The following is a 22,586-nucleotide window of genomic DNA, read 5'->3' on the forward strand; positions in this document are numbered from 1 at the left end:
CAGCATGCGTTTCCACGAAATTGAGATGCACAATGTGCGCGGGATTGACTCCCTGGCCGTTCGGGACATCGCTGACCGCGGTGTGGTTGTCATTTCGGGCGAGAACGAGTCTGGAAAGACAACCATCGCGGACGCGTTGGAAGCCGCGTTGACCGTGAAGTGGAAGTCCCGTGCGGCTGAAGCTCTCAGCTTGTATAGCCATAACACGCAGGACAAACCGAGGATTAAAGTCCGCATGGAGCTCGATGGCTATGAGTTCACCCTGGACAAAACGTTCGGAACTACTAAGGATGCCGGAACCACTATCACGGTTCACACACCGCATCCTGGAACGCTTAAAGATGAAGCAGCGGAGAAGTGGCTAGAGCAGCGCCGGGATAGCGCCGATACGGAAAACCTGTGGCAGGTTTTCGTGGCGGAGCAAGGGCAGGCGCAGAAAACGCTGTCTCTCGGCGGCTTCACACAGATCACCAATGCACTGCAGACTGCCACCGGACAGCGAGCTGAAACCGCGGCCGAAAGCGGGATTTTCGATGCCGTCAAGCAAATCTTCCACGAGTTCTACACCAAGGCTGGCAAGCCAAAGAAGGCGCTTACCGACGTGGAAACAGCCCTCAGCGAAGCTCGGCGGGTGCGGGACGAGGCGGCGGAAAAGGTTCGGGAGTTCGATGCTCTCAACGAGGAAGCCAACAACAATGAGGAAAACCAGAAAGCGCAGCGTGAGCTACTTCCGACTGCGGTAGCCGAAGTCGCGCGTTGGGCTGAAGCTGCTGAGGAACTACAAAAGTTTCGCGTTGCCGTCGATGCTGCAAGGCAAAAAAGCGAGTCAGCGCAGCAGCGTTATGACTCGGCGGTGAAAACTCAGCAAGACCGAGAGGCGTTGATTGGGGAGCTCGATAAGGCCTCTGCGTTGGTCCAGTCGGTTCAACAGGCTGCGAGCGAACTCGAGAAATCGTATTTGTCAGAGAAAAACAACATTGACAAGGCGCAGGCCAAACGAGATGCTGCGGTGAAGGAATACCGTGCTGCCCGAAAAGCGGAAGACACCGCAGCCGTAGAAGTCCAACTCGCGGAGTTGCGCGATACTAAGCAAAAGCTGTCTGCCCGAGTTGAAAAGATTGAGTCACTGCGCGAAAAACTTGCCGAGCATCGTGCCGCAATTGCCAAGAATCCCGTGGAGGACAGTGCCCTCGAAGAGGTACAGAAGGCAGCCGGAATCCTTCGGACTGCTATGGCCGTGTTGCAGGCCGCAAGTCCTGTAGCGAAGGTGACAGCGAAAGCTGCCGCTGAGCTGACAGTCGATGGTGAAAAAGTGACTGTTTCACCGGAAGGCGAGGCGGTCACCCGTTACATCACGTCACCGGTGGCCTTCGCTGTTGGCGATATCGATATCGAGGTCAGCCCCGGAACTGGAGCGGAAAAATCGCAACGAGAGGTCCACCGGGCCGAGGAAAAGCTGCGTGACCTCCTGGAAAATCTAGGGGTGGATTCGCCCGAGGAAGCTCAGCAGTCGAATACGCGGCGTCGGCAGGCTGAGCTGGAAGCCGAGAGGCTGGAGGTTGCGCTGGAAGAAGCATCTGAGAACAGGGATTTTCTGAGCGTGCAGGAGGACCTAGATAGCGTCACCTCAGGCGTAGACATAGCGGCCGAGCGCTATCAGGAACTGTCCGGGGAGCCTGCTCCCGAGGAAATCAGTATTGAGTCTGCGAAGGCCAAACTCGAGGACTTGGCCAAGACTCGAAGGCAGGCCGAAGAAAAGCGAGAGCAAGCCGACGGCGTTTTGAGTGTGCTCGCCAGGCGGCCAGCGCAGGAAAAGTACATGGAGGCTGTCAGTAACCTGGAGAGCGCCCGCTCGGTTGAGAAGGTACGAGCAGATGCTCTAAGCGGTGCTCGGGAAAAAGCCTCGGACGCCGAGGTCTATGCCACGGTGGAAAACCGCAAAAAGGAGCTTGAAAATGAGCTCGCCAGTTTCGCGGAGGCACAGGCGGAGCTTTCAAAGCGCGATGCCGAAGACGTGGCGGATTCGCTTGAAGGCGCCCGCGGTCGAGTGGAACGCACCGAAGCGCGCTTGGCCGCGCTGGAGAAGCGGCGCAATGAAATTCGAGTCCACCTCGATTACTTCGACAGTGCCAACGAGAAGCTGGCCGCTGCCGAAGGGGCAGTGGAAAGGGCGCAACGGCAGTGGGCTTCCGTGTCCCGGCGCGCCCTGGCGGCGAAGACCCTGTACGAGACGCTGGTGAAAGCGCGTAAGGAGTCTCGTGCGGCGATCGCGGCGCCGCTTTTGAAGAAGCTGGATGAATACGGTGGAAACGTGTTCGGCCCGGATACGACGTTTGAAATGAGTGAGTCGCTGGAGATTTCCTCACGCTCGAATGCGCAGGGCAGTTTCGCGGTTTCGGACCTCTCCGGAGGAGCCCAGGAGCAGCTGGACATCCTGCTTCGTCTCGCCGTTGCCGGTGTGATGGAAGGCGGTCAGGGGGCGCCTGTGATTATTGATGATGCGTTGGGCTATTCTGATGAGAATCGATTGCGGAGAATGAACAACGCAATCGCCCGCGCGGGCCGAGACATGCAGGTTATTGTGCTGACATGTGACGAAAATCGCTTCGATCGCGTAAAAGATGCCCGCCTTTTAAAAATTGTTGACCTGGCAATAAGGTAGGCTCAGTGGGTATGCAGGAAGTTCAGTGGTTAACCGATCAAGAGCAGAAACTATGGCGTTCGATTCTTAACGCGAAGCGAGCTGTCGATAGGGCGATTGATTTGCAGCTCCAAGAGACGCTGGATATTTCCACCGCAGACTTCTCGGTGCTCGTTGTCCTCTCGGAGGCGGAGGGCAATGTTGTCCGCATGCGTGCTCTGTGCGATGCTCTTGACTGGGATCGCAGCCGCATGTCGCACCAGATTACTCGTATGGAACGTCGCGGTCTGGTGACCAAGGAGCGCTGCGAGTGTGACAACCGCGGCATCGACGTGCAGCTGACCGGGCACGGCCTGGAAATCATCAAAAAGGCCGCCCCGAACCACGTTCGATTGGTCCGTCGGGTTATCTTCGATGTCCTGGGGCAGGACACCGACTACGAGAAGATTTCCGGCGTACTCAACCAAATCGCGGACGTGGCGGACCAGCAGCGCGACCGCGAGAGCTAGAAGAACTCGAGCCCTTGGTCGGTTTATAACAATTGGGTTCTATATCGATGATTCTCGCCCGGGCAGAGGCAATCACCATTAGCCTTATCGGGTATGAACTCTTACGAATGGCTGAACGATGACGAACAGCTTTTCTGGCAAACGATGGTGGCTGCTTTCCGCGGAGTCGAGCGCAATATCGAACGTAGCCTCCGTTCCCGCACCGGCCTGACCTTCGCGGACTTCACCCTGCTTATTGCGTTGCATGAAACTGAAGACGGCATCATGCATGTAGACCAGGTGTGTGACCGACTCAAGTGGAATCACCCGCGCGCACTCTTGCATACAAACCGACTGGTAAAGCGTGGTCTCGTGCATACAGAGGAGCCTGGTGAAGACCCCGACTCTGACTACGTCATTGTCCTCACAGGTGTTGGCCGGCATGTATTCGTGGAAGCAACCCCGGACTATGTCGACACCGTGCGCACTGAGGTTATCGGCCAGTTGTCTGAAGAAGATCGGGTCAACATGATGAAGTGCTTCCACGCTGTTTTGCGCCGCGCATAGCTGCCCACTTAGGCTTCTGCTTAACCGCATCCGCCGAGAAAAACTGGTGGCTAGGGTCCACGGCGGACTACTACAGCGCCCGCCAACGCCCTTTTCCCGCTTTGGGAGAGGGCGTTTCTTTTTATGCACACTTAATCAGGTAAGGTAACACTGGCTTTACATAACAGGTAAGGCTAGCCATACTCATTATTCCTGTTGGCTCGACGACTCACTCGTCGTCGCAGACTAGTGACGCCTAGCGTTCGGGGAGGGGCTTATCATCGTTTCTCTCGCGCCTGTGTCGACCAACGGTGAAGTACACCTGGGAGTAAAAACTCGACGATGAAGAATTCGAAGATTCTAGCTGTGCTGGGTTGTGCGGCGTTGACGCTTACTGCGACTGCCTGCAATTCCTCCAGTGAAGATGCTGATGCAGCTGGTCCTGGCGTCAAGGGTGCCGCGCTCACCGTGACCGACGTCGTCGGCCGTAACGTTTCCTTTGAGAAGAAACCGGAACGCGTCATCTTGGGCGAGGGGCGGGCCATGTTTGCGGCTGCAATGCTCGACCGCGAAAATCCTGCAGAGCATGTGGTCGCCATCGGCAGTGACCTTCACGCGGCTGCGCCCTCCTTCGAAAAGAAGCTGGTCGACGCGGCGCCGAAGGTCGGCGAACTCCCACAGATTGGTCAGATTCACAAGGGAGACGTCACCGTTGAGAATCTCATCTCGCACAAGCCGGATGTCGTCGTCATGACCCTTGACCACAAGAAGGCCGCCGAGCAGTCTGGCTTCCTCGAGAAGCTGGACCAGGCGGGCCTGAAATACGTTTTCACCGACTTTCGCCAGAAGCCGCTGGAAAACACTCCTAAGTCGGTGAAGCTGCTGGGGGATATCCTCGACGAGAAGGAATCGGCCAAGAAATTCACCGACTTCTACACCGACAAGGTCGATTCGATTGTCGCTCGCGCCGCCAAGATTCAGGACAAGCCGAAAACCCTCGTCTGGCGCGCGGCAGGACTGAAGGACTGCTGCTCGACCGTGAAGAACTCCAACCTCGGCGATCTCGTCAATGCCGCTGGTGGCGAGAACCTGGGTGATACCCTCCTCGACACCGAGTCCGGCGATGTTACTGCCGAGAAGGTGCTGTCGGTCCAGCCGGAGCGGATCTTCGCCACGGGCGGATCGTGGGCGAAGGATCCGAAGAAGCCCGAGGTGCTGCCGCACGTCGAACTGGGCTACGGCGCCACCCGGGAGACCGCGGAAAAGACGCTTGCAGGTCTGCTCGCCACCCCGGGTTTTGATTCCCTGAAGGCTCCGAAGGAGGGCGAGCTGCACGCTGTCTTCCATCAGTTTTACGACTCCCCGTACAACGTCTTTGCTCTGGAGCAGTTCGCGAAGTGGCTGCATCCGGACGAGTTCGCAGACCTTAATCCAGCGGCCGACTTCGCCAAGTTCCACGCGGACTACCTGCCTTTCGAGCTCAGCGGCGAGTTCTTCGCAACCCTGTCGGCCGCCGAGGTCACCGCTGCCGCGGGTCGCTAGAGCCGGAAAAGTAGCCCTCCTCCACGCATAATTCGCACTTTCAACTCAGGAATCACCCATGACTAAACTCGACACGGCCGTGCCCTCTACTGCGCTTGCCGACGAGACCTCGGTGGCGGATTCGGCCGCTCAGTACAGGCGTCGTTCTGCGCGGAAGTCCGCAATCATCGTGGCGCTGGCGTTGTTGGCACTCGGAGCTTTCGTAGTTGCCACCATCGTTGGCCCGGTTCAGCTGACAGTTGGCGACATTCTCCGCGGTATTTTCGCCCCGGATTCCGTCGACGAGACGACCCGGACTGTGCTGTGGAGCCTTCGCCTTCCCGCCTCCGTAATGGCAGTCCTCATCGGAGCAGCCTTGTCCCTGGCGGGGTCGCAGATGCAGACAATCCTCGATAATCCTCTGGCAGAGCCTTTTACTCTGGGGATTTCCGCGGCCGCGGCATTCGGCGGGGCGAGCTCGATCGTTCTGGGGTGGGTACTAATTCCACACCCTCAGTTCAACTTGGCTGCGGTGGCCTGGATGTCGTCAATCATCGCCGTGGCGATTGTCGCCGCGGCCTCAATCTGGCGCGGCTCCGGCAAGGAATCTATGATTCTCCTCGGCATCGGCCTGGTATTCCTTTTTCAGGCGCTGCTGGCGCTTCTTCAGTACCGCGCCACGACGGAGGCCCTGCAGCAGATCGTCTTTTGGACGATGGGGTCACTGCAGCGTGCCACATGGATTTCCAACGGAATTATTGCTCTAGCGTTGGCAATCGCAATTCCCTTTAGTATCAAGTACGCCTGGGCCCTGACCGCGCTGCGGCTCGGTGACACACGGGCGAAGGCCATGGGCATCAATGTCGAGAGGCTGCGCATCGCAACGCTCGTCGTGGCATCTCTATTGGCCGCGACGGCCGTCGCTTTTGCCGGAATCATCGGCTTCATTGGACTTGTCGGCCCGCATGTGGCGAGGATGCTGGTGGGCGAGGAGCAGCGCTTCTTCGCCCCGGCTTCCATGGCGGCTGGGGCGGTGTTGCTGGCGGGTGCCCACGCGGTGTCGATTACTGTCGTCCCCGGGGTCGCTGTCCCCATCGGCATTATCACGGCGATTGTGGGTGTCCCGTTCTTCGTCGCCCTAATCTTCATGCGCCGCAGGGTGGTGTGGAACTAATGAGCGTTTTCCTTGATGTTCGCGATGTGCACGCCGGATACGGCAAGCGAAAGGTGTTATTGAGCGCGTCGATAAGCAGACTGGCCCCAGGAACCGTGACTGGGTTGCTTGGTCCGAACGCGGCCGGCAAGTCCACACTAATGACCACTATTGCGGGAATCCGCAAGCCCAGCGGCGGTGAGGTGGTGGTTTCGCGCGCGGAGGGAACTGTTGCGGGCGACGAGCAGGCGAGGGCTCTCGCCGGAGCCGAGTTGCGCGATGCGGTGGGGTACGTGCCGCAGGACCTGCCCTCGACGGCATCGCTGACCGCCTTCGAGTCGGTACTCGTGTCCGGGCGAAGGGCTGGTTTGGCGTCCGGTGGTGGAATTTTCCGCCAGCGCTCGGGGAGTCTCGAGCAGACGGCGGCGGCGCTGCGCAAGGTAGGTATCGAGCATTTGGCCGACCGTTTCGTGGGCGAGCTCTCCGGAGGTCAGCGCCAACTCGTGGCCGTGGCCCAGATGCTGGTGCGAAACCCGGAGGTCATGCTCCTCGACGAGCCCACCTCTGCTCTCGACCTGCGACACCAGGTGGAGCTGCTGCAGCTCATCCGCGCGGAGGTCACGCAGCGCAGCTGCCTGGCCCTGGTCGCCATTCATGATCTGAACTTGGCGGCGCGCTACTGCGATCAGGTTGTGGTCCTCTCTGCAGGTCGAGTGCTCGCGCAGGGCAGTCCCGCGCAAGTGCTCACCCCCAATCTGCTGCAGGAGGCCTACGGTCTTCGCGCGCGTGTGCTTGACGACGACGGCGTCCCCGTCATCTGCCCCATTGCGGAGTCCGCGTAGCAAAATGACACTTTCGCCGGGCCTTTGGTAAAAGGCTTCGACGGGGTGGTAATATTTCAAGTCGTTGCGCAGAGCGCGGCACGCCCCCGTAGCTCAGTGGATAGAGCGCCGGTTTCCGGTACCGAAGGTCGGAGGTTCGACTCCTCTCGGGGGCACAATTTTAAACCCGCCTGAACTGCGGTTTTGCTAGTTCAAGCGGGTTTTGTTGTATTCGGATGGGGGGAGTCGATCTACTGCTGCGGTCGGCTGACAGTGCCGTCGGGGTAGCGTGCAAAACGGCCCTCCTCATGCGGAGCGATGCTGCCTGCTGGGCAAGGTCTTCACCGTCGACGTTTAGGACACCCTCGAGCGAGTAGAGCATGCGGATGGTCGAGAGGCCTTTCGTCGCAGGCAGAGTAAGGTGCTCGCCGGGCAACCGGGGATCTCCCGCGATTGAAAACTTCTTGATTATTGCGCTCATTGTTGCTCCTTGTTAGCGGGGGAGGGGGTGTCTAGAGAGGAGAGAATCAGGCTGTCTAGTCACCTCGACAATAAGTTGTCATGCCAATACTCCAATGGGGTGCAAGGCATTGTTTTCCGGTGTGGAAAGTAATATGATTTCCCTTATGGAAAACAAGCCGGGTGCTAAGCAGCGCCAAGTAGCTGAGGCTGATCAGATCTCACCGGTGGATGCCCGAGCGGCACTCAAGGAACTCTCGGCCATTGATCCCAGTCTGGTAGATGGGGAAAGTGAAAAGAATAGAGTTCGCACGAGCTATCACCCCGCATATGTCGGCGTGGCCTCAATTCTGTTCGGAGTCTGCACCGGGTTGATCGTATGGGGCACTGCCTGGTCTTTCGTTCCCTTGGCTGCGCTAGCGCTGGTGATCGCCGTCTACGAACTAAGGTTCCGCAAACGTGCGGTCCGGCTTGCATTGAGGCAGGACCCGTTCGCAGCTGACCCGCGTGCCACGTATAGAAGTTTCGCTTACCTCGTGCCTATGTGGATCATCATCATTGCAGGGACACTTACCGACGAGAACCTTGTGCTATCGGTGCTGCTCGGGACCTTGGCAGCCGGGTTGACGCTGCTGGCCTTCGTTAAGGGGTGGCTGGACTGATGGAGCAGGGCAACGGTTGTGCGCAGCCGGAATTCGACCCCACTATCCATCCAATCAATCGACTGAAAATTTGTGCGACACTCCGCTACCACGGGGCAGTAGCGGGCACAATTCGCTATGAAATGAAGTTTGCAAAACTTCGAGATGCCGTAGACGTATCTGACGCGACGCTGTCGAAACAACTTTTGGCATTGGAGGGGGCGGGCTATATTGCGCGAACTCGGGATTACGGCGCCACCAGGGCTAAGGATGTTGTCTGGGTAAGTCTTACGGAAAAGGGCCTGTCCGCATTCGAGGCACACATGGCATATCTGCGCACAATGGCAGAGATCGACTAGTGAGCGAGCCTCCGTAGCGGCAGCTACGCAGGAGCCGAGTTAGGCAAACGCAACGCAGACAAAAGACCCCGGCAGTCTAACTCCAGGTGGGAACGGGATACCTGGGGGAGACTTAGCTGCCGGGGTCTTAAGTTTATTGAACAAGCGCTGCGAGGCTCGCCTGACCGTCTAGCCTGCAATAATCACCATCAGCGTGCGGGGGCCGTGGACACCCTCAACTCGGTTCAGCTCGATATCCGAGGTAGCCGAGGGCCCAGAAATCATTGTAATCGGCACGGTCGGATCGGCATCGCGCAGCCGCGAAATCGACTCCGGGATGCCGTAGACCACGCTGTCGGCGGGAACAACACAGATGTGCACGTCCGGAACCAAGGTCAGCGCGCGGCGGCCGCACGCAGGCGAGCCGTCCAAGAAAATCGTGCCAGTCTCCGCGCAGGTCACGGCAGAGCTAGTCACGATCGCGTCCAAGGCATCGAGGTCGCGGACTCCCAAACCCTCGTCAACGCGAATTTCGCCTTTGCCCTCGTCCAGGCCGGAGACCCAGGCCTTATCGAGGCCGGATGGAATACCAACAATCTTGGCACCTGCGTCGGCAACGGCCTTCTTCACGGCCTCGTTGATTTCCGCTGGCTCCGCGCTGCAGCGGCGGACATCCGCCTTGTAGTCGGCGATGCGCTCGTCGGCAAGCGAAATGACCTCCTCGCGCGGCATATCGGAGGTGCGTTCGTAGTCGCGGGGGACGGCGAAGTGCTCACCCGGGGTGCCGGTGACGACGCCGGCGCTGGAGGCAAGATCCTTGCCCGAAAATGCAATCTTCTGGGCGTTGCGGATGCGGCCCAGGATTTCTTCCTTAGCGGTTGAATTAGTCATGTCCTAGGCCTCCTCATCGGCGACGCGGCCGTTGATCTTCGTGGGCACCTGGTTCTGCGACTCGCGGGCGAGATCGGACTTCAACTCATCCGACTTCCACAGCTTGCGGAACGGGGTCTTCGGCGGCACCGGGGTATCGCGCGCGTCGGCCCATCCGCCGAGGAACAGTGGCAGCCAGTGAATCTCGCCATCCTTCAGGCCGAGAACTCGAGCCAGGGAAGCCATCTTCACCGTCATGTCCCAGATCCTCTGGTTGCCCATCACGAAGCCGAGGGTCTTGAAGATCTTGCCCTCGACCGGCGGGGTGTGCTCGCTGACCTTCTTATGGCGCAGCTCCAGCAGAGCGGCAGGGATGTCGATGCGCACCGGGCAAACCTCGAAGCAGGCACCACACAGGGACGACGCATACGGCAGGGAGGCGTTCGGGTCATCATAGGAATCCATGCCGGTCAGCTGCGGCGATAGAATCGCGCCGATCGGGCCCGGGTATACCGAGCCGTAGGCGTGACCGCCGACATGCTCGTAAACCGGGCAGATATTCAGGCAAGCCGAGCATCGGATGCATTTGAGAGCCTCGCGGCCGATCGGGTCAGAAAGGGTCGCGGAGCGGCCGTTGTCCAACAGGACGATGTGGAAGTTCTTCGGGCCGTCACCCTCCGTCACACCGGTCCACAGGGAGGTGTAGGGGTTCATGCGCTCGCCTGTCGACGAACGCGGCAACAGCTGCAGGAAGACCTCGAGATCCTGGAATGTGGGCAAAAGCTTCTCGATGCCCATCACGGAAATCAGAGTCTCCGGCAGAGTCAGACACATGCGTCCGTTTCCCTCGGACTCCACGATGGCGACGGTCCCGGTCTCTGCGACACCGAAGTTGGCGCCACAGATCGCGACCTTGGCCTCCATGAACTGCTCGCGCAGGAACTTGCGGGATGCCTCAGCCAGGTCGGCTGGGTTCGCCTGCAAATCCGGATCCACTCCAGGGATACCCTTGAGGAAAATCTCGCGGATGTCCTCGCGGTTGCGGTGAATAGCCGGGACCAGGATGTGGCTAGGCATATCGTCAGCCAATTGGACAATCAGCTCAGCGAGGTCGGTCTCGCGAGCGGTGATGCCGGCATCCGCGAGAGCCTCGTTCAGGCCAATCTCCTGAGTCGCCATCGACTTAATCTTGACGACCTTCTCCTCGCCGGTTTCCTTGACCAGCTCGGTGACGATCCGGTTAGCTTCGGCGGCGTCACGCGCCCAGTGGACGTGGCCGCCGGCGGCCGTGACGGAAGCTTCGAACTGCTCCAATAACTCGGGCATACGAGCCATGACATCGCGCTTGATGTGGCTGCCGGCCAGGCGCAGCTGCTCCCAGTCGTTCTTTTCCGCCACGACCTTCGCACGCTTGGTGCGAATGGTGCGGGTGGCATGGCCAACATTCTGGCGCATGCGGGTGTTCTGCAGTTCGTCGTGGGCGGCCTTGGTAAAGCCGCGGGAACCGCGGATGTGGCCGACGCCCTTCGGAGCGCGCGGAGGCAGCGTGGGCATTCCAACGTTGACGGGAGCCATTACTTCTCACCCCGCAGAAGAACTTCCTGGCGCTTGTGTAGGTCAAAGGGATTTTCCTTAGTGGACGCGAGAATCTCGGCGAGGTGTACCGCGTGGACGCCCGCATTCTGACGGCGCAGAGCACCACCGATGTTAAGCAAGCAGGATGCGTCACCGGCCGTGACGAACTCGGCGTTAGTAGCGCGGATATTAGCCGTCTTGTCCGCGACCATCGCCGCAGAGGTCTCGGCGTTCTTCACCGAGAAGGTGCCGCCGAAGCCGCAGCATTCGGCAGCGCCGGGCAGTTCGCGCAGGTCAATCGCCTCGACTGCGGACAGCAGCTTCCAGGGGCGATCTCCGACCTTAAGAACACGCAGGCTGTGGCAGGTCGAGTGGTAGGTGACCGAGTGCGGGAAGTACGCCCCGACGTCGGTGACTCCCGCGACGTCGATGATGAACTCGGAGAGGTCCAGGGTCTTGTTGGCGCAGGCGACGGCTGAGGTTGCCTGAGACTTGGTGCCGTAGCGTTCGGCAATCATCGGGTGCTGGTGGCGTACAGCGCCGGCGCAGGAGCCCGACGGCGCGACGACATAGTCAATCGACGAGTCGGAGAAAGCATCTGCGTAATTATCCAGCTGCGGAAGGATTTCCTTCTGATAACCGGTGTTGACGTGCATCTGTCCACAGCAGGATTGCTGGGTGGGGAAGACGACTTCGCATCCGAGACGAGTCAGAATCTTGGCGGTGGCCTGGACTGCGTCCGGAAACATCGTGTCTCCGATGCAGGTTGCGAATAGTGCTACCTTCACGGTGACTCCAAAGGGGTTTTAGTGGGTAAGGCTATGCAGTTGTACTTGGTATGAATTTTACGTCAAAAACACCGGCGAGCTTTATCGTGAAAGGACAGAGCGAGAGTGGGAACTTTCACACTTACCGCGAGTGCCGCGCCGGGGCGGGGAGAATAGGGGCAGGAGGGCATCGTCGGCAAGCGAATGGAAAACGGGGAGGGTAAAGTTCCCTCGGCTGTGGCAGACCTAATAGGATAGGCAATCGTGAATCCTGCTGATCTTGCTGTACTAGTCCGAAAAGTCACTGTCGACGTGCTGGCGTCGCACGATGCTGATGTCTCCCTCGTGCCGGAGGCCCCCACCGTTGAGCGTCCGCGAAACCCGGAGCACGGCGATTACGCAACGAATATCGCCATGCAGCTGGGCAAGCGCGTAGGCATGGTGCCGCGCAACCTGGCAACGGAGATTGCTGAGGGGCTCAGCAACTCGGAGGGCGTCGACGTAGCTGAGGTCGCAGGCCCCGGCTTCATTAACATCCGCCTGGCTGCGGACGCGCAGGGCAAGATTGTCGCGGAAGTCCTGGCCGCTGGCCAGGCCTGGGGTAACTCAGACATCAACGCCGACCTCGACGTCAACCTGGAATTCGTCTCTGCGAACCCGACTGGGCCGATTCACCTGGGTGGAACCCGCTGGGCTGCCGTCGGCGATGCCCTCGGCCGCGTGTTGACCGCCACCGGAGCCAAGGTCACCCGCGAGTACTACTTCAATGACCACGGACGCCAGATTGATCGCTTCTCGAATTCCCTCGTCGCGGCGGCGAAGGGGCTGCCGACTCCGGAGGACGGGTACGGCGGAGAATACATCCACGACATCGCCGCAGAGGTGCTCAAGGGCAACCCGGCAGCGCTCCAAGGAACCGACGAGCAGGTTCAGGAGAACTTCCGCGCCGCAGGCGTCGAGATGATGTTCGCCCACATCAAGGAGTCCCTGCACGAGTTCGGCACCGACTTCGACGTGTTCTTCCACGAGAACTCCCTCTTCGCGTCCGGAGAGGTGGAGTCGGCGGTCAACTCCCTCAAAGAAAACGGCAAGCTATACGAGCACGACGGCGCCTGGTGGTTGAAGTCCACCGACTACGGCGACGACAAGGATCGCGTGGTCATCAAATCCGACGGCGATGCCGCCTACATCGCGGGTGACATCGCGTACGTGAAGAATAAGTTTGACCGCGGTCACAACCTCGCCATTTACATGCTCGGTGCTGACCACCACGGTTACATCGCCCGCCTGCGCGCTGCCGCCGCTGCGCTGGGCTACAACGCGGACGGCGTTGAGGTCCTCATCGGACAGATGGTCAACCTCCTGCGCGACGGTAAGGCTGTGAGGATGTCCAAGCGTGCCGGAACCGTCGTTACCCTGGACGACCTCGTAGAGGCCATTGGTGTGGATGCTGCGCGCTACGCGCTGATTCGCTCCTCCGTCGATTCCAGCCTCGATATCGACCTGCAGCTATGGGCTTCTCAGTCCAGCGACAACCCGGTCTACTACGTGCAGTACGGCCACGCTCGACTCTGCTCGATCGGTCGTCGCGCCGCAGAGGCTGGCGTAAGCAGCGAGGGTGCCGACTTCGGCCTGCTGGTGGAGGACCGCGAGGGCGAGCTGATCCGCACGATCGGTGAGTTCCCCGCAATTGTGAAGGCGGCCGCAGAGCTGCGCGAGCCGCACCGCATCGCCCGCTACGCCGAGCAGCTTGCCGGCGTGTTCCACCGTTTCTACGACGCCTGTCAGATCCTGCCTAAGTCCGGCGAGGAGGCCACAGACCTCCACCGTGCTCGCCTGGGCCTGGCCGAGGCCACTCGACAGACACTCGCCAACGCGCTGGGGCTTGTCGGCGTGACCGCCCCGGAGCGGATGTAAGACCTAACCCAAGGGGTTCCCCGCCTACGCCGCCGGCAGGGAGGAAAAGGAGATAAAGCGTGCCAATTCTCGGCAACGGATTCGAACTCGGCGGATACACCCGCCCGGACTCAACCGGATTCAATGATCTGCCCGCTCACGTTTGGCCGTCCACCGCGCGCCGCCGTGGTGCTGACGAGCCCCGCCCGGGGTCGGTCGAGGTCGGCGGCGTCAGCCTTACCGAAATCGCCGAAGAGTATGGCACGCCAGTCTTCGTAGTAGATGAGGCGGACTTCCGTTCCCGCTGCCGCGCCATCGCTGAGGCCTTCCGCGGGTCTGGCAACGTCCACTACGCATCCAAGGCGTTCCTCTCCAAGGCCATCGCCCGCTGGGTCAGGGAGGAGGGGCTGCACCTCGACGTCGCCTCTGGCAACGAGATGGCCGTGGCCCTCGCAGCCGATTTCCCGGCCGCAGACATGACCTTCCACGGAAATAACAAGTCGCGGTCGGAGCTGAGCGATGCCGTTTCGGCAGGCGTGGGTCGAATCGTCCTCGATTCTCGCTCTGAGCTGCGCCGCCTGTCCGAGGTGGCCGCTGAGGCCGGCGTCGTCCAAGACGTTTTGGTCCGCGTCAAGCCCGGCGTGGAGGCTCATACCCACGAGTTCATCGCAACCGCTCACGAGGATCAGAAGTTCGGCTTCTCCATCGCCTCCGGCTCCGCCCTCGCTGCCGCCGACGCTGTCGAGGCCGACCCGAACCTGCGTCTGGTTGGTCTGCATTGCCACATCGGCTCCCAAATCGTTGACTCGGACGGCTTCATCCTCGCCGCCGAGCGTGTTTTCGGTGTCGTCGAACAGCTCGTCGCGCGCCACGGAGTGGAAATCTCTGAACACTTCACCATCCTCGACTTAGGTGGCGGCTTCGGCATCGCCTACACCGCCGGCGAGCAGCCCCTCGAGGTAGCCCCGCTTGCCGACGAGATTCTGCGCGCCGTCGAGGAGCTTGCGCAGCGAATCGGTATTCCTACCCCGCACGTTGCAGTCGAGCCCGGCCGCGCGATTGTCGGACCATCGATGGTCACGGTCTACGAGGTCGGCACCCTGAAGGACGTCACCGTCGATGACGGCGTGACCAGGCGGTATCTGTCGGTGGATGGGGGAATGAGCGACAATATCCGCCCGGCACTGTACCGCTCGGTCTATGATGGTCGAGTAGTTAATCGAGAAGTTTCTGGCTCCCGCATCCCGACCCGCGTCGTAGGAAAGCACTGCGAGTCGGGCGACATTCTGATTAACGATGCCGCGTACCCGGATGACATTGTCGAGGGTGACTTGTTCGCCCTGGCTGCGACTGGTGCATACTGTTACGCAATGGCCAGCCGTTACAACATGCTGACCCGCCCGCCGGTGGTGTCCGTGAAGGACGGTGCGGCAACCCAAATTTTAAGAAGAGAAACCGTACAAGACTTACTTAGCCTGGAGTGTGAAACCCCACGATGACTGCCGCAACGAATAACCCAGGAAAGGGCGAAGGCCAGAAGGTCGGAGTAGCCATTCTCGGTCTCGGCACGGTCGGCACCGAGGTGCTGCGCCTGCTGAATGAGAAGTCTGAGGACTTCGAGCGCCGTATCGGCGGACCCGTTGAGGTCGTCGGAGTAGCGGTGAGCGACAAGTCGAAGCCGCGCCCGAATGTTAATCCGGACCTGATTACCGACGATGCATTCTCGCTGGTCCAGCGCGACGATGTCGACCTGGTCATCGAGGTTATCGGCGGTATCGATTACCCGCGTCGAGTCGTCCTCGAGGCGCTGCGCGCGGGCAAGTCCGTCGTTACAGCTAACAAGGCCCTGGTTGCGGCGCACGGAGCGGAGCTTTCCGACGCCGCCGACTCCTCCGGGGTGGATCTCTTCTTCGAGGCGGCAGTCGCGGCGGCGATTCCGGTCGTCGGTCCGCTGCGTCGCTCGCTAGCGGGCGATACCGTCAACAAGGTCGTCGGCATCGTTAACGGAACCACGAACTTCATTCTGGACGCGATGGACTCCACCGGCGCGGACTACCAGGAGATGCTGGCAGAGGCGACCCGCCTGGGCTACGCAGAGGCCGACCCGACCTCCGACGTCGAGGGCCACGATGCCGCATCGAAGGCCGCGATTCTCGCAGGCCTGGCTTTCCACACCCGCGTGACCGCGGCCGACGTCTACTGCGAGGGAATCTCCAAGATTACCGCGGAGGACATCGCTGCAGCTAAGAGCGCCGATTGCACCATTAAGCTGCTTGCCACCTGTGAGCGCGTGGTGGATGAGGACGGCTCCGAGGCTATTTCCGCCCGTGTCTACCCGGCCCTGATCCCTCGTCGCCACCCGCTGGCGACCGTCCGCGAGTCTTTCAATGCTGTTTTCATCGAGGCCGAGGCTGCGGGTCGCCTGATGTTCTACGGTAACGGTGCCGGCGGTAACCCGACCGCATCGGCTGTCCTCGGCGACCTGGTTGCCGCCGCCCGCAATATCGTCCACGGCGGTCGTGCCCCGGGCGATTCCACCTACGCCAACCTCCCGATTCTGGACTTTGGACAAGTGCGCACTCGTTACCACATTGACCTGCACGTAGATGACCGCGTTGGCGTTCTCGCCGATGTCGCTCGCACCTTCTCCGACAACGGTATCTCCCTGCGTACCGTGCGCCAGGAGGGGTCCGACGAGGGTGCTCGCCTGGTTATCGTCACGCATCAGGCGCTCGAGAAGGAGCTTGAGGACACCGTCGAGCAGCTTCGCGCTAACGACGCAGTCCTGGCCGTCAACAACGTCATCCGCATCGAGGGAATGGACGTCTAAGGTGGCTCAGGAACTTTTCCCAGGACAGAAGGTACGCGTCACGGTCGCGGGTTCTTCGGCGAACCTCGGCCCCGGTTTCGACACGCTAGGCCTTGCGGTCTCCCTCTACGACATTGTCGAGGTCGAGGTCACCGAGTCCGGTGTCGCCGTGGAGATTCACGGTGAGGGCGAGGACGATCTTCCCCGCAACGAGTCGCACCTGGTCGTCCGCGCAATTCGCGCCGGCCTGCGCGCAGCGGGGGTGGAGGCCCCGGGCCTGTCCGTGGTCTGCCACAACGTCATCCCGCAATCGCGAGGCCTAGGTTCTTCCGCTGCCGCCGCCGTCGCCGGTGTCGCCGCCGCCAACGGTCTGGCAGGCTTCCCGCTTACCGACGAGCAGGTCATCCAGGAGTCCTCGGTATTCGAAGGCCACCCGGATAACGCCGCAGCATCGGTCCTCGGCGGTGCTGTAGTGAGCTGGACGGATAAGCCTGTCGACGGCCGTACGGCCCCGCAGTACCACGCGGTGGGTGTGCCGGTGCACGAATCGATTCGCGCGACAGCTCTGGTGCCGTCCTTCCACGCTTCCACAAATGCTGTGCGACAGGTGCTCCCGAGCGATGTTTCGCACGTCGACGCGCGATTCAACGTCTCGCGCACGGCCGTGATGACGGCCGCGCTGCAGTCCCATCCGGAGCTGCTGTGGGAAGGCACTCGCGACCGACTTCACCAGCCTTACCGTGCCGACGTTCTGCCAGTCACAGCGGAGTGGGTTAACCGCCTGCGCAACCGCGGCTACGCTGCGTTCCTGTCTGGCGCTGGCCCGACCTGTATGGTGCTGGGCGCCGAGCCTGTGTCCGAGAAAATTCTCGACGATGCCCGCGAGTCGGGCATCAAGGTGATGGAGCTTGGCATTGGTGAGCCCGTCAAGGTCGAGGTAGAGAGCTAAATTTCAAAAGAGAAGAGGCTGGCCCGGAGGCCAGCCTCTTCTTGCGAGGGGAGGTTACGCACCGGCTAGCTGGTAGCTGGTCATGGAAACACTGCCGGCTTGGTATCCGACTGCGAACTTCTCAGGGGTTTGGCCCTCAGTCTCTGCGAGTGCTGCGATGTAGAGCAGCGGGATGAAGTGGTCCGGGGTCGGCACGGAGTGACGGAATTCCTTCTCCTTCATCAGATTCATAACGTTGCCGGGCTCCGAGAGCATAATTTCCTGAGCCTTCTCGTCGAAACTCTGGGCCCAGTCGTACCCGCCGTCGGCGATGGAGAAGTCGATTGCGCGCAGGTTGTGGACCACATTGCCGCTGCCGATAATCAGAATGCCGCGGCGGCGCAGGACGTTGAGCTTCTTGGCCAGCTCCATGTGGTAGTCCATGCCCTTGAAGGCATTAATGCTCAGCTGTACTACCGGAATGTCAGCCTTCGGAAAAACGTGAGCGAGGACGGACCAGGTTCCGTGGTCGATGCCCCAACCGTCCTCGTCCATTCCAACCCAGTCTGGCTTAATAACCTCGGCTACCTCGTGAGCCAGCTCGGGCAGGCCGGGAGCGGGGTAATTGAACTCGTGGAGCTCTCGCGGGAAACCGTAAAAATCGTGGATAGTCCGCGGATTGGGCATTGCCGTCACCAGGGTGGCATTAGCGTACCAGTGTGCACTAATGGCGAGGATGCCGTGGGGCTTCGGCACGCTCGCGCCAAATTCGTTCCAGGCCTTGGTGTAACGGTTGGACTCGATAGTGTTCATCGGAGTGCCGTGGCCGATGAAGGCCGCCGGCATGAGGGGAGTGGTCAGTTCGTTCGTCGTCATGAGATAATTCTGACACACAATATGCGGACGTATCAACAAATATTGCTGTGATAAAGACTCTATTTCTCACCAGGGCCTTTGAGTTTAAGGACGTCGTACTCTCCGGCACTCAGGTGGGCGCGCAAATCCTTCTTGTCGAACTTGTCCACCGAGGTCTTATCGATTACCGGGACGAAGGTCCAGTACTCTGGCAGCATCCACTTGGGCAGCTTCGGGCGGAGCTGATCGCGCAGCCGCTCGGCAGTCTCCTTCGTCGGAGGCACGTGCGGGTACAGCACTGTGACCGCAAGGGGACGCTCGCCCCACTTCTTGTCGGGCATGCCGATGATTGCACACTCCACGACCTCTTCGGACTCCATAACGAAGTTCTCCAGCTGGGCTGAGTAAATCCACTCACCGCCAGAGCGAATAACGTCGCGGGCGCGGTCTTGAATTGTCAGATACCCGTCGCGAGTAATCGAGCCGACATCGCCAGTGCGTAGCCATCCGTCCTCGGTGAACTTCGCCGCAGCATCGTCGACCTCGTCGCCGCGGAAATAGTGGGCAGCCCCGCCGACATCCTCCGAGGGGGAGTGGTAATAGCGTGCGGTGACGGTATTTCCCCTGACCTGAAGCTCCCCCTGATTGCGGTCGTGTAGGTCGAGGACCCTCTTTCGGTCGTCCACGATGCGGAACTGCATGATGTCCGGGAATCGTCCCTGGCTGACTCGGTAGCGTTCGCGGGTCTCGCCAGATGCGCCGTAGGGAGGTCGTGCGACAGTGCCAATTGGGGAAGTCTCTGTCATGCCCCAGAAATGAATCACATCCACGCCGTACCGCTCTTCCCACATTCGGATTAGGGCTGGGGGCACCGGGGAGCCGCCGGAGAAAATTTCCTGCAAGCTCATACGCTTTGGTGGGTTGTTCAGGTAATGAACCATAAGGTTGATCCACAGCGTCGGCACCCCCTGGGCGATGCGTGGCATGGAGGTCTCGATAATCTCGGCCAGCCGTGGAGCAGACAGGTCGGGCCCGGGGAAGATCAGCGAGGCTCCACACATGAACGACGCTAGCGGGACGCCCCAGGAGAGAACGTGGTAAATGGGGACGCAGCACAGCCAAGGGGTGCCGTGAGCAATAGCGAAAGAATCAGTAGTGCGCATATTTAGGCTATGCAGATAAAGTGACCGGTGGCTGTAGATGACGCCCTTAGGAGCACCTTCGGTGCCGGTTGAGTAGCACATCGCAGCGCCCTCATTCTCGTCGACCTCAGGCCAGTCGAAGCGGCTGGGCTTGCCGTCAATCAGGGATTCATACGAGTGCCATTTGGTGCCGGCGGGAAGCTTCGCGGCAGCAGCGGAAAGGTCCCCGATGCCAGTAAAAATAATGGTTTCGACTCCGGGGCAGCGTGGCAGAATCTCAGCTAGAAGGTCGGCCATTGAGGTGTCCGAAATAATGACCTTGTCGTCCGCATGATTGATAATGTGCACAATCTGATCCGGCATCAGCTGCTTGTTAAGGGGCTGAAACACTGCTCCCATGGAAGCCACTCCCAGGAAGACCTCCAGATGCTCCGCGCAGTTGTACAGCAGGGTGCCAACTCGCTGGTCTCCATCGATACCGAGCTCGTCGCGCAGCGCGTGGGCCAGCGCGCTCGCGCGCGAAGCTATGGCCGCAAAGGTTGTGGTCTCGGGGCCCTCCTCAGTCCACGAAGTCACCGGGGTGCGGCCGTGAATAGTTCGGCCGTATTCCAAGATCTGGGCGACATTGAGGGGGATGTTGTGCATTGTGCTGCGCATGCAAACTAGATTACCGACTCCCACCGGCACTTCATACGACTATGGGAACGATAGGTAGGCGGTGTTGCTACTAAAAGGGGGAAAGTTTATCCTTGACTTATTAGGTCGGTAGGGTCGAAATCCTAGCCAACTCCCACTCCTTAGTTGCCTCAGTCGCTGAAGTTCAATACGGTGGCACGGCGTGTACCGGGAGAAGAAGTTTGTGGTCTTTCAGCCCGATTCGAAATTCTTACGTGGCCTAATCTCCAATGAGCGTCCTCAATCCTTAAATTTTTCGGAATGTGGCGCCACGCTTCCCGTGCGGATGCAGTCTGATGCGCTGTCGGGCTTCACTGCTTTGCCGGGGTTCACAAGTTTTCGTAGCGCAGCTGGTTCGTCGGCAAGCGCGAAAAACACGCGAAGACGTGCGATGAGCCGGTTCGAGGAAGCGGAAATAGAAGACGCACACCCTGCGTATTGTCCTGCAGGGCTAGTCGATGAAAGGAAATCCGTGACTGATACGGACACCACTGCCACGGCAGGCGGCCCAGAAAATCTTGCGGCCCTCCGAATGGCAGAATTGCGCGCGATTGCTTCCAGCAAGGGAATTCGCGGCATCTCTGCGATGCGTAAGCACGAACTGATTGAGGCGATTAAGTCCGGCGGCAAGTCGGCTGCCAGCAACGCCCCAAAGCGCACCCGGGCAAAGAAGGCTGAGGCCGATGGGTCGAAGCAGGTCACCAGCGACAATGGTGACGACCACAGCAAGAAGGACTCTGGCCGGGAGAAGGCCGAGAAGGACAGCGGCGACAAGAATAACGCTGAGAAGAAGAACGCTGAGCGCGATAGCAATTCGCGGGGCGAATCCCGACCAGATCGCGGCGAGGAAGAAATGTCGCGTTCTCAGCAGCGTCGCAACCGCAGGAATCGGGCACGGCAGCGCGAGCAGGAACAGCGCGAAAACCGTGAGAACCGAGACAACAATGACAATGCCGCCAGTGGCGGCAACTCCGCCGGTGAATCGTCGAAGAAGGACGACTCTAACGGCGGCAACGGTAATAACGGCGGAAACGGCGGGGATAACCGCGAGGGCCGCAATGACGAGGATTCGCGTGGCGGGCGTAACCGGCGCGACCGCCGCGGCCGCAACAACGACCGCGGTGACCGCAACAACGACCGCGATGGTGAGGGGCGTGGCCGTCGCGGGCGTCGGAACCGGCGCGACCGCCGCGGCCGTGACAACAACGGCGGCGGGAATGGCGGTCAGGACGAGATTCGCGAAGGCGATGTCCTCCAGCCGGTCGCCGGCATCGTCGACCTGCTGGAAAACAACACCGCGTTCGTTCGCACCTCCGGTTACCTTCCAGGCTCCAACGATGTGCTGGTCTCCGCGCAGTTGGTCCGTAAGTTCGGCTTGCGCAAGGGCGACGCTGTCACTGGCCAGGTCCGCATGCCGCGCGAAAACGGCTCCGGCCAGGTAACTCACGGCAACGGTCGCAACCGCCGCAAGTACAACCCGCTGGTCAAGGTCGATACGATTAACGGCCTCGACCCGGAGCAGGCCAAGCAGCGCCCGAACTTTGCAAAGTTGACCCCGTTGTACCCGAACCGTCGCCTGCGCCTGGAAACAGAGCAGAAGATTCTCACGACTCGCGTGATCGACCTGATTATGCCGATTGGTAAGGGCCAGCGTGCTCTGATTGTGTCTCCGCCGAAGGCCGGTAAGACCACGATTCTGCAGAACATCGCTAACGCGATCGCCACGAACAACCCCGAGTGCTACATGATGGTCGTCCTCGTTGACGAGCGCCCGGAGGAAGTCACGGACATGCAGCGCAGCGTCCGCGGTGAGGTCATCGCCTCTACCTTCGACCGTCCGCCGTCAGACCACACTGCGGTGGCCGAGCTCGCCATCGAGCGCGCAAAGCGCCTGGTTGAGCAGGGTCAGGACGTCGTCGTCCTGCTGGACTCGATCACCCGCCTGGGCCGTGCCTACAACAACTCCTCCCCGGCGTCGGGACGCATCCTCTCCGGTGGTGTCGACTCCAACGCACTGTACCCGCCGAAGCGATTCCTGGGCGCTGCGCGCAATATCGAGGAGGGCGGCAGCCTGACCATCATCGCCACCGCGATGGTGGAGACCGGTTCCGCAGGCGACACGGTGATCTTCGAGGAGTTCAAAGGTACGGGTAACGCCGAGCTGAAGCTCGACCGTAAGATCTCCGAGCGCCGCGTCTTCCCGGCTGTCGACGTCAACCCGTCCGGCACTCGCAAGGACGAGCTTCTGCTCGCCCCGGACGAAGCTCGCGTCATGCACAAGCTGCGCCGTATCCTCTCCGCGCTGGAATCCCAGGCGGCCATCGACCTGCTGATTAAGCAGCTGAAGAAGACCCGCAACAACCAGGAATTCCTGATGCAGGTCGCGTCTTCCGCCCCGATGGCTGCCGACGTTGATGTGGACGACATGCTCTAGCTGCGGTCAACCAACCGCAGACAAAGC

General features: G+C 60.5%; 19 protein-coding genes and 1 tRNA gene. 14 read left to right on the forward strand and 6 right to left on the reverse strand.

The annotated features are described in order from the left end of the window. Positions 1-4: 4 nt before the first annotated feature. The 7 genes from CLAC_RS04355 (at position 5) to CLAC_RS04385 (ending at position 7,346) form a co-directional block, all read left to right on the forward strand. Positions 5-2,662 (forward strand): AAA family ATPase, encoded by a 2,658-nt coding sequence (locus tag CLAC_RS04355; RefSeq protein WP_053411855.1) that lies wholly within the window; start codon positions 5-7, stop codon positions 2,660-2,662. Between the two features lie 11 nt (positions 2,663-2,673). Further along, the gene (locus tag CLAC_RS04360; protein WP_053411856.1) at positions 2,674-3,150 is read left to right on the forward strand and encodes a MarR family winged helix-turn-helix transcriptional regulator; all 477 of its coding nucleotides are present in this window, start codon (positions 2,674-2,676) and stop codon (positions 3,148-3,150) included. A gap of 93 nt (positions 3,151-3,243) precedes the next feature. Further along, positions 3,244-3,696 carry a MarR family winged helix-turn-helix transcriptional regulator gene (locus tag CLAC_RS04365; protein WP_053411857.1) on the forward strand — a complete coding sequence of 151 codons (453 nt, stop codon included), beginning with the start codon at positions 3,244-3,246 and terminating at the stop codon, positions 3,694-3,696. 321 nt (positions 3,697-4,017) lie between these two features. After that, positions 4,018-5,217, forward strand: a complete 1,200-nt coding sequence (locus CLAC_RS04370) for an ABC transporter substrate-binding protein (RefSeq protein ID WP_053411858.1) — start codon at positions 4,018-4,020, stop codon at positions 5,215-5,217. 58 nt (positions 5,218-5,275) lie between these two features. After that, entirely contained in the window at positions 5,276-6,370 is a 1,095-nt protein-coding gene (locus tag CLAC_RS04375) for a FecCD family ABC transporter permease (protein ID WP_082313112.1), read from the forward strand. After that, complete coding sequence (locus tag CLAC_RS04380; protein WP_053411859.1) at positions 6,370-7,191, forward strand: ABC transporter ATP-binding protein; 822 nt, start codon at positions 6,370-6,372, stop codon at positions 7,189-7,191. The genes CLAC_RS04375 and CLAC_RS04380 overlap by 1 nt, the downstream gene beginning before the upstream one ends. 82 nt (positions 7,192-7,273) lie before the next feature. Next, positions 7,274-7,346: transfer RNA gene (locus tag CLAC_RS04385), tRNA-Arg, on the forward strand. 5 nt (positions 7,347-7,351) lie between these two features. Here CLAC_RS04385 and CLAC_RS04390 read toward each other — a convergent pair. Then, on the reverse strand, positions 7,352-7,651 hold the full coding sequence (locus tag CLAC_RS04390) for a hypothetical protein (protein WP_053411860.1): 300 nt from the start codon (positions 7,649-7,651) through the stop codon (positions 7,352-7,354). 133 nt (positions 7,652-7,784) lie between these two features. Here CLAC_RS04390 and CLAC_RS04395 point away from each other — a divergent pair, with 133 nt between their 5' ends. Together CLAC_RS04395 and CLAC_RS04400 are read left to right on the forward strand one after the other, a co-directional pair. Further along, positions 7,785-8,291, forward strand: a complete 507-nt coding sequence (locus tag CLAC_RS04395) for a hypothetical protein (protein WP_053411861.1) — start codon at positions 7,785-7,787, stop codon at positions 8,289-8,291. Continuing rightward, positions 8,291-8,629, forward strand: a complete 339-nt coding sequence (locus CLAC_RS04400) for a transcriptional regulator (protein ID WP_053411862.1) — start codon at positions 8,291-8,293, stop codon at positions 8,627-8,629. Before CLAC_RS04395 ends, CLAC_RS04400 begins: the two co-directional genes overlap by 1 nt. Before the next feature lie 168 nt (positions 8,630-8,797). Here the strand turns inward: CLAC_RS04400 and CLAC_RS04405 are convergent, their stop codons facing one another. The 3 genes from CLAC_RS04405 to CLAC_RS04415 are packed head-to-tail and all read right to left on the reverse strand — an operon-like array spanning position 8,798 to position 11,841. Then, positions 8,798-9,499 (reverse strand): LutC/YkgG family protein, encoded by a 702-nt coding sequence (locus CLAC_RS04405; RefSeq protein ID WP_053411863.1) that lies wholly within the window; start codon positions 9,497-9,499, stop codon positions 8,798-8,800. A 3-nt stretch (positions 9,500-9,502) separates the two neighbouring features. After that, on the reverse strand, positions 9,503-11,053 hold the full coding sequence (locus CLAC_RS04410; RefSeq protein ID WP_053411864.1) for a LutB/LldF family L-lactate oxidation iron-sulfur protein: 1,551 nt from the start codon (positions 11,051-11,053) through the stop codon (positions 9,503-9,505). Next, a complete protein-coding gene (locus tag CLAC_RS04415) occupies positions 11,053-11,841 on the reverse strand; it encodes a (Fe-S)-binding protein (RefSeq protein ID WP_053411865.1) in 789 nt (262 codons plus the stop codon). Before CLAC_RS04415 ends, CLAC_RS04410 begins: the two co-directional genes overlap by 1 nt. Positions 11,842-12,132: 291 nt before the next feature. Between CLAC_RS04415 and argS the strand changes: the two genes are divergently transcribed. From argS to thrB, 4 genes are read left to right on the forward strand one after another with little or no spacing between them, the layout of a single operon-like run. Then, a complete protein-coding gene (argS, locus tag CLAC_RS04420) occupies positions 12,133-13,737 on the forward strand; it encodes an arginine--tRNA ligase (RefSeq protein WP_425388813.1) in 1,605 nt (534 codons plus the stop codon). 59 nt (positions 13,738-13,796) lie between these two features. Beyond that, the gene (gene lysA, locus CLAC_RS04425) at positions 13,797-15,215 is read left to right on the forward strand and encodes a diaminopimelate decarboxylase (RefSeq protein WP_053411867.1); all 1,419 of its coding nucleotides are present in this window, start codon (positions 13,797-13,799) and stop codon (positions 15,213-15,215) included. Continuing rightward, a complete protein-coding gene (locus tag CLAC_RS04430) occupies positions 15,212-16,546 on the forward strand; it encodes a homoserine dehydrogenase (RefSeq protein WP_053411868.1) in 1,335 nt (444 codons plus the stop codon). Before lysA ends, CLAC_RS04430 begins: the two co-directional genes overlap by 4 nt. A gap of 1 nt (position 16,547) precedes the next feature. Then, complete coding sequence (thrB, locus tag CLAC_RS04435; RefSeq protein WP_053411869.1) at positions 16,548-17,474, forward strand: homoserine kinase; 927 nt, start codon at positions 16,548-16,550, stop codon at positions 17,472-17,474. Between the two features lie 54 nt (positions 17,475-17,528). Here thrB and ygiD read toward each other — a convergent pair whose 3' ends face one another. Next, positions 17,529-18,299, reverse strand: a complete 771-nt coding sequence (ygiD, locus tag CLAC_RS04440; protein ID WP_053413267.1) for a 4,5-DOPA-extradiol-dioxygenase — start codon at positions 18,297-18,299, stop codon at positions 17,529-17,531. A gap of 89 nt (positions 18,300-18,388) precedes the next feature. After that, complete coding sequence (locus CLAC_RS04445) at positions 18,389-20,107, reverse strand: long-chain fatty-acid--CoA ligase (RefSeq protein WP_053411870.1); 1,719 nt, start codon at positions 20,105-20,107, stop codon at positions 18,389-18,391. A 490-nt stretch (positions 20,108-20,597) separates the two neighbouring features. Between CLAC_RS04445 and rho the strand changes: the two genes are divergently transcribed. Beyond that, positions 20,598-22,559 carry a transcription termination factor Rho gene (gene rho, locus CLAC_RS04450; RefSeq protein WP_053411871.1) on the forward strand — a complete coding sequence of 654 codons (1,962 nt, stop codon included), beginning with the start codon at positions 20,598-20,600 and terminating at the stop codon, positions 22,557-22,559. Positions 22,560-22,586: the final 27 nt, after the last annotated feature.

Origin of the sequence: Corynebacterium lactis RW2-5 (assembly GCF_001274895.1) — a bacterium.
GTDB lineage: Bacteria > Actinomycetota > Actinomycetes > Mycobacteriales > Mycobacteriaceae > Corynebacterium > Corynebacterium lactis.

What these genes read in the sequence shown, in the direction of transcription:
- CLAC_RS04430 (WP_053411868.1), top strand. Translation starts at nt 15,212, where the DNA reads ATGACTGCCGCAACGAATAACCCAGGAAAGGGCGAAGGCCAGAAGGTC.
- CLAC_RS04355 (WP_053411855.1), top strand. Translation starts at nt 5, where the DNA reads ATGCGTTTCCACGAAATTGAGATGCACAATGTGCGCGGGATTGACTCC.
- CLAC_RS04360 (WP_053411856.1), top strand. Translation starts at nt 2,674, where the DNA reads ATGCAGGAAGTTCAGTGGTTAACCGATCAAGAGCAGAAACTATGGCGT.
- CLAC_RS04390 (WP_053411860.1), bottom strand. Translation starts at nt 7,651, where the DNA reads ATGAGCGCAATAATCAAGAAGTTTTCAATCGCGGGAGATCCCCGGTTG.
- CLAC_RS04445 (WP_053411870.1), bottom strand. Translation starts at nt 20,107, where the DNA reads ATGCGCAGCACAATGCACAACATCCCCCTCAATGTCGCCCAGATCTTG.
- CLAC_RS04400 (WP_053411862.1), top strand. Translation starts at nt 8,291, where the DNA reads ATGGAGCAGGGCAACGGTTGTGCGCAGCCGGAATTCGACCCCACTATC.
- CLAC_RS04395 (WP_053411861.1), top strand. Translation starts at nt 7,785, where the DNA reads ATGATTTCCCTTATGGAAAACAAGCCGGGTGCTAAGCAGCGCCAAGTA.
- CLAC_RS04370 (WP_053411858.1), top strand. Translation starts at nt 4,018, where the DNA reads ATGAAGAATTCGAAGATTCTAGCTGTGCTGGGTTGTGCGGCGTTGACG.
- CLAC_RS04410 (WP_053411864.1), bottom strand. Translation starts at nt 11,053, where the DNA reads ATGGCTCCCGTCAACGTTGGAATGCCCACGCTGCCTCCGCGCGCTCCG.
- CLAC_RS04375 (WP_082313112.1), top strand. Translation starts at nt 5,276, where the DNA reads ATGACTAAACTCGACACGGCCGTGCCCTCTACTGCGCTTGCCGACGAG.
- CLAC_RS04380 (WP_053411859.1), top strand. Translation starts at nt 6,370, where the DNA reads ATGAGCGTTTTCCTTGATGTTCGCGATGTGCACGCCGGATACGGCAAG.
- ygiD (WP_053413267.1), bottom strand. Translation starts at nt 18,299, where the DNA reads ATGCCGGCGGCCTTCATCGGCCACGGCACTCCGATGAACACTATCGAG.
- CLAC_RS04365 (WP_053411857.1), top strand. Translation starts at nt 3,244, where the DNA reads ATGAACTCTTACGAATGGCTGAACGATGACGAACAGCTTTTCTGGCAA.
- CLAC_RS04405 (WP_053411863.1), bottom strand. Translation starts at nt 9,499, where the DNA reads ATGACTAATTCAACCGCTAAGGAAGAAATCCTGGGCCGCATCCGCAAC.